The sequence below is a fragment of the Phyllobacterium sp. SB3 genome, from assembly GCF_040009165.1.
In the GTDB taxonomy this organism is placed as follows: domain Bacteria; phylum Pseudomonadota; class Alphaproteobacteria; order Rhizobiales; family Rhizobiaceae; genus Phyllobacterium.
The window spans coordinates 1-11,842 of record NZ_JBDYKI010000009.1 but is presented as its reverse complement, the minus strand read 5'-3'; the positions used below and the strand labels follow the sequence as shown (position 1 = coordinate 11,842).

The 11,842-nt window shown below is 54.8% G+C and carries 16 protein-coding genes; all 16 read right to left on the bottom strand.

The features are described 5' to 3' along the window. Positions 1–105: 105 nt before the first annotated feature. Positions 106–777 (bottom strand): response regulator transcription factor, encoded by a 672-nt coding sequence (locus tag ABKW30_RS24510; RefSeq protein ID WP_348601570.1) that lies wholly within the window; start codon positions 775–777, stop codon positions 106–108. Positions 778–927: 150 nt separating this feature from the next. Further along, positions 928–1,182: a hypothetical protein gene (locus ABKW30_RS24505; protein WP_348601569.1), complete on the bottom strand. Its 255-nt coding sequence runs from the start codon at positions 1,180–1,182 to the stop codon at positions 928–930. An 89-nt stretch (positions 1,183–1,271) separates the two neighbouring features. Further along, positions 1,272–1,490 carry a hypothetical protein gene (locus ABKW30_RS24500; RefSeq protein WP_348601568.1) on the bottom strand — a complete coding sequence of 73 codons (219 nt, stop codon included), beginning with the start codon at positions 1,488–1,490 and terminating at the stop codon, positions 1,272–1,274. A 30-nt stretch (positions 1,491–1,520) separates the two neighbouring features. Continuing rightward, the gene (locus ABKW30_RS24495; protein WP_348601567.1) at positions 1,521–5,372 is read right to left on the bottom strand and encodes a glycoside hydrolase/phage tail family protein; all 3,852 of its coding nucleotides are present in this window, start codon (positions 5,370–5,372) and stop codon (positions 1,521–1,523) included. A gap of 15 nt (positions 5,373–5,387) precedes the next feature. Continuing rightward, positions 5,388–5,834, bottom strand: coding sequence for an NlpC/P60 family protein (locus ABKW30_RS24490; RefSeq protein WP_348601566.1), 447 nt, complete (start codon positions 5,832–5,834; stop codon positions 5,388–5,390). After that, positions 5,831–6,697 carry a DUF2163 domain-containing protein gene (locus tag ABKW30_RS24485; protein ID WP_348601565.1) on the bottom strand — a complete coding sequence of 289 codons (867 nt, stop codon included), beginning with the start codon at positions 6,695–6,697 and terminating at the stop codon, positions 5,831–5,833. Before ABKW30_RS24485 ends, ABKW30_RS24490 begins: the two co-directional genes overlap by 4 nt. Then, positions 6,694–7,317, bottom strand: a complete 624-nt coding sequence (locus ABKW30_RS24480) for a DUF2460 domain-containing protein (RefSeq protein ID WP_348601564.1) — start codon at positions 7,315–7,317, stop codon at positions 6,694–6,696. The genes ABKW30_RS24485 and ABKW30_RS24480 overlap by 4 nt, the downstream gene beginning before the upstream one ends. A 10-nt stretch (positions 7,318–7,327) precedes the next feature. Next, entirely contained in the window at positions 7,328–7,912 is a 585-nt protein-coding gene (locus ABKW30_RS24475) for a phage tail tape measure protein (RefSeq protein WP_348601563.1), read from the bottom strand. Positions 7,913–7,923: 11 nt separating this feature from the next. Further along, entirely contained in the window at positions 7,924–8,118 is a 195-nt protein-coding gene (locus ABKW30_RS24470; protein ID WP_348601562.1) for a rcc01693 family protein, read from the bottom strand. 5 nt (positions 8,119–8,123) lie between these two features. After that, complete coding sequence (locus ABKW30_RS24465) at positions 8,124–8,465, bottom strand: gene transfer agent family protein (protein WP_348601561.1); 342 nt, start codon at positions 8,463–8,465, stop codon at positions 8,124–8,126. Beyond that, the gene (locus ABKW30_RS24460) at positions 8,462–8,875 is read right to left on the bottom strand and encodes a phage major tail protein, TP901-1 family (protein ID WP_348601560.1); all 414 of its coding nucleotides are present in this window, start codon (positions 8,873–8,875) and stop codon (positions 8,462–8,464) included. Before ABKW30_RS24460 ends, ABKW30_RS24465 begins: the two co-directional genes overlap by 4 nt. Positions 8,876–8,911: 36 nt before the next feature. Next, positions 8,912–9,322 (bottom strand): DUF3168 domain-containing protein, encoded by a 411-nt coding sequence (locus tag ABKW30_RS24455; protein WP_348601559.1) that lies wholly within the window; start codon positions 9,320–9,322, stop codon positions 8,912–8,914. Next, positions 9,319–9,453 (bottom strand): hypothetical protein, encoded by a 135-nt coding sequence (locus ABKW30_RS24450; RefSeq protein WP_348601558.1) that lies wholly within the window; start codon positions 9,451–9,453, stop codon positions 9,319–9,321. Before ABKW30_RS24450 ends, ABKW30_RS24455 begins: the two co-directional genes overlap by 4 nt. After that, on the bottom strand, positions 9,450–9,785 hold the full coding sequence (locus tag ABKW30_RS24445; protein ID WP_348601557.1) for a phage head closure protein: 336 nt from the start codon (positions 9,783–9,785) through the stop codon (positions 9,450–9,452). Before ABKW30_RS24445 ends, ABKW30_RS24450 begins: the two co-directional genes overlap by 4 nt. Then, positions 9,785–10,345, bottom strand: a complete 561-nt coding sequence (locus ABKW30_RS24440; RefSeq protein WP_348601556.1) for a phage head-tail connector protein — start codon at positions 10,343–10,345, stop codon at positions 9,785–9,787. The genes ABKW30_RS24445 and ABKW30_RS24440 overlap by 1 nt, the downstream gene beginning before the upstream one ends. Positions 10,346–10,423: 78 nt before the next feature. Beyond that, positions 10,424–11,659: a phage major capsid protein gene (locus ABKW30_RS24435; RefSeq protein WP_348601555.1), complete on the bottom strand. Its 1,236-nt coding sequence runs from the start codon at positions 11,657–11,659 to the stop codon at positions 10,424–10,426. Between the last annotated feature and the right edge of the window lie 183 nt (positions 11,660–11,842).

Below are 11,842 nucleotides of genomic sequence, written 5' to 3'. Positions count from 1 at the left end.
ATGGTCCAAAGGGTCGAGAGCGAAATGACCCGAAATGACAGGGACCGCAAGCTTGGGAGATAGTTTCTCAGCCGGATTGCCACGCGATGCCCTTTTTTGAAAGGCCTAAGCCTTGCTGTCTTGCGACTTGATGCGATAGCCCATTCCGCGGATGGTCTCGATCAGGTCCATGCCCATCTTCTTGCGTAACCGGCCTACAAACACCTCGATCGTATTCGAATCCCGGTCAAAATCCTGATCGTAAAGATGCTCGACCAGTTCTGTGCGCGATACGACCTCATCCATATGGTGCATAAGATAGGAAAGCAGCCGGAACTCGTGCGAAGTAAGTTTCAGCGTGGTTCCATTGACAGTTGCCTTGGAGGTTTTTGTATCCAGACGCAACGGGCCGCAGGAAATTTCGGAGGAAGCGTGTCCTGCCGCACGGCGGATTAGCGCGCGCAGGCGTGCCAGAACTTCCTCTATGTGGAATGGCTTGGCGACATAATCATCAGCACCAGCATCGATGCCGGCAACCTTGTCGCTCCAGCGATCACGCGCAGTAAGCAGGAGTACAGGCATGATACGCGCGTCACGACGCCACTTCTCAAGCACTGTCAGCCCATCCATCTGCGGCAGTCCAATATCCAGAACTACAGCGTCATATGGCTCAGTATCGCCAAGGAAATGCCCTTCTTCGCCGTCAAACGCCTTGTCGACAACATAACCAGCTTCCGTCAGTGCATCTACGAGCTGACGGTTAAGGTCGCGATCATCCTCGACGACAAGTATTCTCATGCAGGGCTTTCCTAAGTAGATTGGCTGGATTCATGTCAGGGTGAGCCGAAAATGTTGATTGTCGAGAACCGGAGCGCAGTGAACTTTTGGGTTCATGAGTACCGGAAACATAGAAAAGCATCATTTGCAGGGCGCCATGGCGTGAATCTCCTAGCTAGCCGGTACGGCTACCTCAACACGCCGAGGGCGCTCCCCATCCTTGCCGGGGACGAGAACAACAACTACGCAGACTTCTTTGCCGTTCTGAACAACAGATGTTGCACGCGCAAGGGTACCACCTTGTGCATCCGCAACCTGCTGGCCCACCGCCGAACAATCCGCAGCCAAAGCAGGACCGGCGAAGACGACGCCGGCGCCCGAGATCAGACCCGCTAGGGGCAAAGAGAAGAGTAAGTGTTTCATCATGTTGTCATTATTATCGATTGCTGTCTGAACGATGAATGAACAGTTGGTGTCTCGCAGCTACAAATGCCACAGGTTCACGCCTTTTAACATCATATTTCTTTACGTGAAATGAGCGCCGTCGCACTAATGCGTCCAAATAGCGCCACAACACCACTTATTGCCGTCAGAAATTGCACCGTAGTTTCTGCAATGGATGCCTGATCTGCACCTTCCAGCGTACCGTTGAAGAAACCGGAACAAGAAAGGCAAATGGTGGCAATTGAGGCCCAAACGGTCTTGGATGCAAACCAGGATTTTTCATTGGTCATTGTAAAACTCCGTTTCAAATAATTGGTGGATCAAAAAGATACTGGCGATAATTTGCGTAGGGCTGGCTGACCAAGCCCGACCGTAGAAGAAATCATTGATACTTTCAGGTCAAAAGCGGCATTGGCATTGCCCAAATCCCTTAGCCGCTCGGAAGCGCTATATGTCCAATTGCTGGCAGTAACTTCGAGTGACCGGACAGACCGCTCTGCGAGCAGGATTTCCAGGCGGTAAGCTTCGCGATCTTCGCCAAGCGGAATTTCTGGAGAAAGCCAGCTATCGGCATCTATGCGTCCGCGTCTGATCCAGATTATATCCATATCACCGTTCGCTCGAAGCCGAGCATTAATATGAACGGGGGACAGCGGCAGCAATGCCCGCAGGCCTCCGGTTTTCGCTTGCGTACTGTAAAACTGATCGGAAAACTCTTCCCCTGAACTTCCGATACGCCAGTTAAGCTCAAGCCCGACTTCCTGCGGCTTCAAGCCCGCAGGAGTAACCGCATCGTTCAGCAGAATAAAGGATGCGCCCTTGCCTTTCGTTTGCAGTGCTTCCTGCTCAGTGCCGCATTGACCGCGCAATAGCCCGGTAAGCCGCCACGCATCACTGCCTGTTTCCTCTGCATTGAGGAATTGCAGCAGCTCCCAGCCACCATCCGGTGTCCCGACAATTGCGCTATTGGCGCCGTTGAAAAGCTGGGATTGGCTCACGGAACTCAATTCGCCGTCGTAAAGCTTGACGATCAACGTTTGGTTTTTCAGCCAGCGACCACCTGGACCGCTTTCCAACGGCGTGGTCAATTCTCCCATGACAGCGCTATCCCTCAATGCTGACCGTGGCTCAAATCCCGTTTGCTCCGGAGAAGCAAATGCGCTGACACCGTTCCATGGCCGGGAAAATGCAGCGATGCGGAATTGATCGGCAGCGCGCTCCATACCGGGCCACAATGGAAGGTCCATCAACTGGAAATACGGCCTCCCCCGGATCAGGCTTTCACTATCTGCCGCAACAGGCAATTCCGCTTGAGCGGGATACCGGACACGTCGCGGAACAGCCCGTGCTTCCACTCGTCTTGTCGCTCCATCCTCGATTGAGGCCACTACAAACCCCTCTGTAGAGGCGTCACCACACGGATCGGCAATTTTGATCTTGTCCCCGACCTTGAGAGCCGCCTGTTTCCAAGGTAGCTCAAACGTCACCGACCGGCGTGAAGCCCTGCGGGATTGCATCCATTCTTCCGCCAATGACTTTGCCTGACTTCCATCAAGCACAGCCGCCAAGCCGACACTTTCAGTTCCCTTGCCATCCTGCCGCTCGGCAAAGGCCATTGCCGCCTGATAATCCAGCATTGGGTCACGATAGGCCAATTCCACGCGCTCTGGCTGTTCCATCATTTCCGTAAGCCGCCATACCAGCGCTCCCGTGTCGTCGGGCTCAACGAACTCTTCGATCAATGGGATTTGTGCATCAGTTCGTGCATTGCTTTGAAAGACCAGTGTTTTACCGCTTTCAAATGCATCAACTCCATAAATTGCCAGTAGCGGCTCTAACGCAGATCGAATGCTTGTCGGCTCGTCCAGAACATAGCCGCCCACAAAACCATCCACTCGGGACGTGTCAAAGTTTGACACGCCAAAATCACGCAGAATTGCAGCTATCAGTTCATCCAGCGCCACACCTGCCAGTCGACCGTTGAGCCAATGGCCACAGGACCAGTTATCACCATCCGACCATAGTTTCCGGTTTAGCGGAAATTCCGGGTAGGGACGTGTATCCCACGCCCAGACATATAGTCGTTCTTTGTCGAGCATCGATCCCGAATTTTCGGCCCAATGAGCGATATGCGCCCGCAGATACCGATTTTGTGCCAGATCGTTTCGGCCCTGATCGGAAAAATATGGAAACGCGCCTTCGGACGATTTCATGTCAGGGAAAACATTGGGCTGGTTTGGTCCCTTGTCGACAGCAGGACAACCCAACTCCGTCAACCATATTTTCTTGGCTCCCGGCTTCCATGCGGTTGGCGTTTTCTGTTCCACGCCGCCAACACGATTATGATGGCTATTCGCCCACCATGAAACCAAATCTTTGTAGCGGTAGACCCACGGCTTGCCCAAACCATCTGTAATTGGCGTCCGTACGCGCATGGTCCGGTCACTTGGCGAAGCATAAAACCAGTCAAAACCTTCGCCTGCGGAAATCTGCTTTTGCAAGGCAGGCAAGTCATATGGCGTTGCAAAACCGTCCGGATTGGGCACGCCATAATCTTCGTCACGCCAATCGCTGAGCGGCATGTCATTATCTATGCCAATTGCATCGATTGCCGGATGCGCCCAAAGCGGGTCAAGGTGAAAGTATACATCGCCTGAGCTATCTTGCGGGTGGTGTCCGAAATATTCCGACCAGTCCGCTCCATAAGTCAGCTTGCAAGCTGGGCCCAATATTTTGCGGACATCTGCCGCCAAGATGCAAAGACCATCGACGAAGGGGAAGTTATTGCCCTGCCCCCGAACCATGGTGAGGCCGCGCAACTCGGAGCCAAGGATGAAGGCATCCACGCCCTCGGCGCAGAGCGTCAGATGCGCCAGATGCAATACAAAACGGCGATAACCCCAGTCATTGCTATTGCCTTGGTAGCTGACGCCCCCATGTCTGACCTGATAATCGGTCGCTTTGGCAGCCCCAAGAAAACCCCCAATCTGGCTCGATGCAGCGGCCGTCGTGTTGACACTGCCTGCATGGTAAGGTGCCGGGTGGCAGGTGATACGCCCGCGCCATGGATATGTTGCCTGCTTTTTGGCAAGATAAGGGTCCGGAAGCTGATTGTCTGCCGGTATATCGAGCATGATGAAAGGATAAAGCGTAACGCTCAATCCTCTCGCCTTGGCGTCGCGGATGGCCGCAATGATACTTTCATCGGAAGGCGTTCCACCATAGATCACGCCTTTCTCATCACGCGTTATAAGATGCGCTTCCGGGCGGCCTACACCACCGCTTCTCCATGTTTCACTTTCATTGTTCTGCTTGCGATCCATGACACCCGGCCGGATTTTGCATTCGGCCGCGCGCAGATCCGTCCCGAACCACGGAACGACAATTGCGACGTGTTCAAGCGCGGGGCATAATCCCTGCAACTCGTCCATGGATGCCTCCCAATCCGTGTGACCGCGCAGGCAATTGTGATTCAGGCCATTTGTCTGGCCCTTTCCCCATTCGTTGGTGACCAGCTTCGGCGAAAGACCGAATTCCGTTGAACCAGGTATCAACGCCACTGCCTTGAGGCCATGGGCTACGGCACCGATCGTCCTCACTACCTCGAACTGAAATTGCGGTATGCGGTTTCCGTAGTCATCAAGCGGGAAACGCTCGAACACAACATAGGCAGTGCCGCGATATGCCGGTGCGTTGCCCTTGCCCTGCTTGGCTTCAATCAACGGGTCCGGCAGTTGATCTTCAGTGCCGCAATAGATGCGGATAGTGCCGCGGGATTGATCATATTCCTTGCCATCGGCCCACATGCGGCGGATCAGGCTTATTTCACCTGCTGCCACGGCAATGGCGAAATTACCGAAGTAGGAATATTCCGTAACCTTCGGGCCACCCTTTCCACCCTGCCGCTTTTTGGTTTTCTTTTCCTCAAAGCGTGTTCCCCAAATCAGAGTGCCGGATAGTCTCGCCGCACCATAAACCCGCGGAAGCGCAGCACCTTCCTCGGCAGTCATTGGCCGCATTGACGCCATGCGCGGCCCTTCGGCATTCTGTCCGAAAAGTGCGCGATCAATCAGATAACCACCTATCGACGCTCCGGCAGTAGCCAAAGCGGCGGCCATGGTTCCCTGCGCAAACATGAAACTTGCAGCGGTCGTCAGAACAAGCGTCGCCATGTCGTTGAAATCTCTCTATGAACCGGAAACAGATATTCGTTCGGGAAATGCAAACACTCCCGCTACGCGCTTGCGCCATTGCGGGATAAGGGCAGAATCCAGAACGCTGTGCCCCTCATAGGCATGTGTGAAACGATGAGGCCCTGTCAGAATTCCCACATGCTTTGCCGCAACACCATCCCGCCACCGGAACACAAGCATGTCCCCGGGTTGTGCATGTTCCAGCGTCTTTGCAATCATGTGACTGTGGGCGGCTGCAAGCAGTGGGTCGCCTACGCCAGACTCAGCCCAGTCCGGCGAATAAGCGCCGATTTCCTGCGGCTCCCGCCCATACAAGGCACGCCATATTCCGCGTACAAGGCCGAGACAGTCGCAACCTACCTGACACTTTGAGCCCTGATGCCTGTAAGGCGTACCGACCCATCTTTGGGTTTCGATGAGAACGTCCTGCGCAATGCTCATCGGACCAATGGCCCGCCATCAAAGTTACCTTTGCCATCGGCAAAATTATAGACCGCATCATTGCCCGGCAGATGCGGAAACCCGCGAAAGTTTGCAACATTGCCAAACTTTGCTTTGCATTGCGCAAAGCTCTTGTCACAACCGGCGGTCAGTGCAAATGCATCTCCCACCATGATATCAGGTATTGCCGCGTCTCGCAGACTGAGACGAATGCCCTCGCCATAAGGCTGATGTGCCAGCACGACATTCATGCCGCCATTCGCCAAGGTCAGCTTTCCATTGCGGAACCAGTTTCCGTCGGGCGGCTGCAACCCTTTGACGACGATCTCGCGATCCGAAAGCACCGTAACAACCGTACCCTTTTGCGCAGCGCCATTGTAGCCGCAACGGTGGTCGCCCAATTGGGCATCGCACTGCCGCGTGATCCGGCGACCTTTTATCTTGTCGAGATCGACCGAGCTGCTTTTCAGTTCAGCAACGAAGCGTCCACCCGAACGGCTGATGGTGCCAATGCGCGAGGACCGTAGCAATGTGTGCTGTTCCGGCGCTGCCCAGTTGACCAGAAATGTCTCCACCGAAGCGCCGTCAAACGCACCCCGTTCTATATCGCCGTCAGAAATGGCGAGCGATGAAAGTGCGCCTTCTATTTCCGCAGTGTCTACGCTCAGGCCCAATGCGCTTGCTGCTTCGCTCGCGCTCAATCCCGTTTGCGGTTCGCACGATACGCCGTCGATCAACAATGTTCTGTCATGGTCGGTAAAGCCGAACACCACCTTGTCCGTTCGCCGGATAATCCAGCAAAAGCAATGTGTTGTTATCTCACCTGAAAGATGTGATTCAAGTTCCACCGATATGCCGCTCATGCCTTGACCTCGATGATTGGAATAGAAGGAATGTCACCGGCGTTGAATGATTTCATGCTGATCGTCAGCCGGTCCGTATCGAACCGCGCAGGAACGTCGAAGCTGAATCCTGCAGTCACTTTGGCGACTTTTGAAGGTATTTTTCCTGGCTGGAAAATGATCCTGCCCGTACTCATATCGACTACGAAATCGAGCCCTTCGCGCTGCTCCACGCCGGCTATCGCCACACGCGCGCTTTCCACGCGTGTAATCGGCCTTGCATAGTCGCCATAAGCCTTGACCAGTTGGAACCCCGCATTGCGTCCGTCGCCCAATCCAAGCGACTGATCTGTCGCCGCGATCTTCCGACCGGATTTGCAGGATAAATGATCGAATGGATCGCGGAAGCGAAATGCATGCAGCGAACCGCGACGCGCTTCGAAGAATGCCATGACCTCTTCCAGATCGGCCAGAGAACGCAAACCTGTCCCGGCATCGTAATGGTGCCGGGATTGTGACCAGCGCGCATTGCGCTGTTCCAGCCCGGAAGTCAGCGGTACAATTTCGTTGCGCCATTCCGGTCCGCCGGTCGCGCCAAAGGAAACAGCCGCCGGAAAGCGGACGTCATGAAAACCTGCCATATTGTGTCCTCTAGAGTGTCCGCGCGCCCCGGCGTGCAGCCCGGGCCAGCATCCCGGTTACCTGCGCCTCTGATTTTCTGAACGACGCGGCATCTGTTGCCGTGACATTGAAAGTGACGTGGACCGGCGATCCGCCGCCCTGCGCGGCCACCCCAAGGCGACCATCTGCTCCCCGTGTCAGTGGCATGATAGCTTCGCTGCCCGCCTCGCCCATAAGGCCTAGCGAACCGCCCGCGTTGAAATAGGTCGGGCTATTCACAATACCGCCCTTGGCGAAAGCAGTAGGCCTGTCAGCGGGTATCGGCACAGGCCCCTGGAAGGTTCCGGGCTTGGACATGAGGCTTCCAATGAAGCTGGAAAACATGCCTGAAGCCATGTCCTGCAAGGGTTTCAGTCCGGCATTCAGCGCCATGCCTGCGATGTTCATACCTACCTGCTTGAGGATATCATCAAGCCCCTTGCCGCTTAACGCGGCACTCTTCAACGCGCCTGTCAGTGTGCGTCCGAACACATCGGATTTCTTTTGCAAGTCATCCAGCACCCGGTCCAACCCGCCGGTGTCCACGTCCATTTTTACAGTCATATCTTCTGGCATTGGTTTTCCTGTCATTCATCCGGAAACGCTTGCATCATTTGCTCAAGATCAAGTTTTCCAAGAGCTGCTTGGGCAGCTGGCCGATAGAATGCAGCGTTGAGTTCACGCGGCGTCATTGCCCAAAATTCAGCTGACGAAAGTTTCAACACGCCAAAACCTGCGGCCATCATCGCCGCCCAGGGAAATGGCTCAATAGAATCTTTCATTTTGATCAACGGCTTATCGCAGCCGGCTCCGGTTTTGATTCACCAAAGGTCGCGCTTAGAAGTTCGCTGACAATCTGGGCAAAGCCGGTTACGCCGCCATCGGCACGCATCTTTGCAACATCACTCAAGGCAACGTCATTGCCTCCGCCCTGCAAACCTGCGGCAACGATCTTGAGAATATCGCCCGCTGATAGAGGATTCTCCGAAAACCGCTTGAGCAGCACAGCCAAATCTTCTGCACCGAATGAAGCCTCAAGTTCCGCAAGCGCACCCAGCGTCAGGCACAATGTCCACTCACGCCCATCGAGCATGGCGCTGATCTCGCCACGGTGCCGGTTCACCATCATGCAATCTCCGTGAATTTTACCGGGCCTGCCGACTCCAGTGCGATCTCAAACGTCACTTCGCCATTGTGGACGCCGCCATATTCGAGCGCCACGATCTGAAATGCTCCCTGCAATAGGCCAAAGCCGGGCAGTACAATCTGCCAATCCGGGATAGCTCCGTCGAAAAATGCCTGACGGAACAGACTATCCGATTGCGCATCCTTGAAGATGCCGGAGCCGCTGATCGATGCACGTTGAACCGCACTGCCACCAAGCAGTTCGCGCCAGCGGCCAACTGCGTCGGCGTCTGTTACATCGACTGTTTCGGTGTTGAAGGCGAGACGCTTGGAGCGCATGCCTGCGCAGGTGACATAGTTGCCGCCAGCACTGGCAACTTTCAATAGAATATCCTTGCCTTTTTGGGCTACCATAGGCGTTCCTCTCGGGTAATTGGTGAAATAGAAGGATTAGCCGGACTGTTCTTCTGTCACGGCGCGATAGCGCAGGATTCCGGTATAGCCGTCTTGATCATCCTCGGCTCGTGCCTGCGAGTATTGAATATCCAGATTGATCAGCAAGTGCCCCTTCAGGAGCAATTGTGCTGTGGCCAGCCGCCGTTCGATCAGATTCATGATCTCAAAAATGGATTTGCGCCCGCCTGCTCTGTTCCAGACGTTAAGCGTAAACAGGTGCTCGCTGCCACGTTCCGTTGCGGTGCTCCAATCATAGATGTTCGATGCGCCTAACGTTACGTAAGGAAACTCCGCTTTCTGCGGCACCCGATCATATACCCGCCCGCCAAGCAGCCTTTCCAGAGAGCCGTCTGTTTTGAGGCAGGCCAGCAGTGCTTTCTGCAGTTCCAGTCCGGCGCTCGTCATGGCTTGTTGCTCTTCTTCGCTTCGGCATTCTTAGGGGACCGAGGTGGGGCAACTTGTTCTGCCGCCTCCACAGCCCGCCAGCGCAATGCACGGATCAGGTCAGCGAACGTCAGTTGCATGGTGATCTTCATCGAACCTCCTCGCGCACGCGCGCAACCAGATAACGCCCCGTGTCGTCTGGATCGTGCAATGTCAGTGTCTGGAAAATGCGCGCACCTTTGCGGAAGCGCATCGTGCTGGAAATATTCTTGCGATACCGTAGAGTCACCCTGTGAGTGACTTCCGGAATTTGCTGCTCGCCCAGCAATCGGGGCCCGGTTCCGATAGGTTCCACTTGCGCCCATAAGCTCGCAATTTCACTCCAGCTTTCGATCAGTTCGCCGGTTTCTCCGATAGATATCGAAGATTTTTCCAGCACCAACTCCTGATTAAGGCTTCCCGGATCGATGAAGAGTGTCGCCATCAGAGTGACACCTTGCGCCACAGTCCTACTGCCCTCTCAAAAGCTGGAGGATAGGAGACGGGTTGCTGAGTTGCGCCGTAAACACCGCGAAACTCATACCAATGCGCAACCAGCGTCAGAATCGCGTGACGCAAGGCATCCGGTATTTCCTGTCCCGTCTCGCCAAACCCGCAAATGAAATCCACTTCAATTGCGTTGGAAACCTGTACGCGTGACGCAATGTAAAGCCTCGCCGGGCGTGATCCTGCTTCGAGATGCAAATTCTGACTTGCGATAGATACCGGCGTGCCATCGCCGTGATAAGTCGTGGCGGCGACGATGGATTGAACGGGATATTTGCCAAGCTTGATCAACCCGCGCACCGGCCATTGATCGACATAAATCCGGAATGTCTGGTTGATAAGCGCAAGGCCGGTCTGCTTCTCAAGTGTCTCGCGTGCCGCCTTTATCAATCCGTCCAGCAATTTATCTTCGCTGGTATCGCCGAGGCGCAAAAATTGGCGCACCTCTGCCAGCGTCACCGGCTCAAGAGCCGGCGGCTTGATCAGTGTCGTGGTCATGATTGGAGTCCTGAAAGGAGGGAATGCAGTTCGCTGGGAAAATACCGGGCAGCCAGAGGCCGCCCGGACTGGTACGTGTTACACGCCGAACTTCAGCAGCTTGATTGCATTGAAATCCTGCACGCCACCGCCCACGCGCTTGGTCGTATAGAACAGTACGTAGGGCTTGGCGGAATAAGGATCGCGCAGCACGCGCACGCCCGTTCGATCCACCACCAGATAGCCTCTGGCAAAGTCACCAAAGGCAATGGCAGCAGACTTGTCTGCGATGTCCGGCATATCTTCTGCTTCCACGAGACCAAAACCCAGAAGCGATGCTTGTGCGCCTGGTGTCGCTGGCGGCGTCCAGAGATAATTGCCGTCCTTATCCTTGAGCTTGCGGATCGCCGCCTGCGTCTTGCGGTTCATCACCCAATTGGCATTCTGGCGATAGCCAGCTCTCAATGCGTAGATCGTATCAAGGAGGATGTCCGAAGCGTCAGCTGCGGGAAACGCACCTGCCGCGCCGGTCGATAATGACCCAAGCTTGCCCCAGCTCCAGGCAGATTCTGCTACAGTCTCATAGGTGAGGAAGCCTTTCGGTTTGTTCACGCCATCGCCGCTGATGAAGGCCTTGCCCTCCTGTTCGGCAAAAGCGGTCTCAACCTCGGTGGAAATCCACTGCTCCACATCGACCACGCCATCGTCGAGTAGCGAAGAAGTTGCGGCCGGCATGGCATAAAGCTCCATTGTCGGGAACTGCAACTCAGCCAGTTTGGAGCCTTCAGTCTGCGGGCGGATTTCCGTCTCGCTTACCCAGCCAACAGACGGGCCCTTGATCGAAAACGGCTTCTTCAAAATCGAACCGGAGACCTGCCGAACAGTGGAAATATTGCGGATCGGCGATATCTGCGCGAGCCGCGCGCCGATTTCGCTTTCAAGCTCCGGTGGCACCAGATACCCGCCATCGGAAGCCGAACCTATTGAGTGCGCCTTGGCTTCAAGTGATCGCACCCCGCTTTCATCACCGCGCCGGATGTAGCTTTCAAACGCATTTTTATGTTCGAGCGAACGCAGCGGGCTGGACCCGCCATCCAGTGCGGGCCGTACCTGCTTCAGCTCAAGCTGATCCATTGCGCGCTTTTGCATATCAAGCGTGTCGTCGAGCCGCTGGAGCTTTTCATTTGTTAAAACATCGACGCTCGAACCTTTTTCAAGTGCACCAAGGCGATAATCATTGGTTGCCTTGTACTCTTGAAACGTACGGGCAAAATCATCAAAGCTTTCAATGCTGTCCAAAGTCTTTGTTTCCAATAATTCATTGTATTCGTTCATTATTTTTCCTTTGTTGTTAAAGTAAAAACATAAAAATGCGCAAACGCCATCGCTTCTGACCTGCTCCCCTTTGTGTCCGCATTTATAAGTTAGCTCTGTTCTGGTTTTGACGTGCTCCCCGTCTTTAGGCCACCCGGAGCTGGAATTTTCCGGGGTTAAGGCTCATGCCGGCAGTGGAGCCGA

Bases quoted from the DNA above. Each gene is read 5' to 3' on its own strand.
- ABKW30_RS24485 (WP_348601565.1), bottom strand. From the start codon at position 6,697: ATGAGCGGCATATCGGTGGAACTTGAATCACATCTTTCAGGTGAGATA.
- ABKW30_RS24455 (WP_348601559.1), bottom strand. From the start codon at position 9,322: ATGACGAGCGCCGGACTGGAACTGCAGAAAGCACTGCTGGCCTGCCTC.
- ABKW30_RS24490 (WP_348601566.1), bottom strand. From the start codon at position 5,834: ATGAGCATTGCGCAGGACGTTCTCATCGAAACCCAAAGATGGGTCGGT.
- ABKW30_RS24475 (WP_348601563.1), bottom strand. From the start codon at position 7,912: ATGCCAGAAGATATGACTGTAAAAATGGACGTGGACACCGGCGGGTTG.
- ABKW30_RS24465 (WP_348601561.1), bottom strand. From the start codon at position 8,465: ATGATGGTGAACCGGCACCGTGGCGAGATCAGCGCCATGCTCGATGGG.
- ABKW30_RS24480 (WP_348601564.1), bottom strand. From the start codon at position 7,317: ATGGCAGGTTTTCATGACGTCCGCTTTCCGGCGGCTGTTTCCTTTGGC.
- ABKW30_RS24450 (WP_348601558.1), bottom strand. From the start codon at position 9,453: ATGAAGATCACCATGCAACTGACGTTCGCTGACCTGATCCGTGCATTG.
- ABKW30_RS24510 (WP_348601570.1), bottom strand. From the start codon at position 777: ATGAGAATACTTGTCGTCGAGGATGATCGCGACCTTAACCGTCAGCTC.
- ABKW30_RS24445 (WP_348601557.1), bottom strand. From the start codon at position 9,785: ATGGCGACACTCTTCATCGATCCGGGAAGCCTTAATCAGGAGTTGGTG.
- ABKW30_RS24500 (WP_348601568.1), bottom strand. From the start codon at position 1,490: ATGACCAATGAAAAATCCTGGTTTGCATCCAAGACCGTTTGGGCCTCA.
- ABKW30_RS24460 (WP_348601560.1), bottom strand. From the start codon at position 8,875: ATGGTAGCCCAAAAAGGCAAGGATATTCTATTGAAAGTTGCCAGTGCT.
- ABKW30_RS24440 (WP_348601556.1), bottom strand. From the start codon at position 10,345: ATGACCACGACACTGATCAAGCCGCCGGCTCTTGAGCCGGTGACGCTG.
- ABKW30_RS24470 (WP_348601562.1), bottom strand. From the start codon at position 8,118: ATGAAAGATTCTATTGAGCCATTTCCCTGGGCGGCGATGATGGCCGCA.
- ABKW30_RS24505 (WP_348601569.1), bottom strand. From the start codon at position 1,182: ATGATGAAACACTTACTCTTCTCTTTGCCCCTAGCGGGTCTGATCTCG.
- ABKW30_RS24495 (WP_348601567.1), bottom strand. From the start codon at position 5,372: ATGGCGACGCTTGTTCTGACGACCGCTGCAAGTTTCATGTTTGCGCAG.
- ABKW30_RS24435 (WP_348601555.1), bottom strand. From the start codon at position 11,659: ATGAACGAATACAATGAATTATTGGAAACAAAGACTTTGGACAGCATT.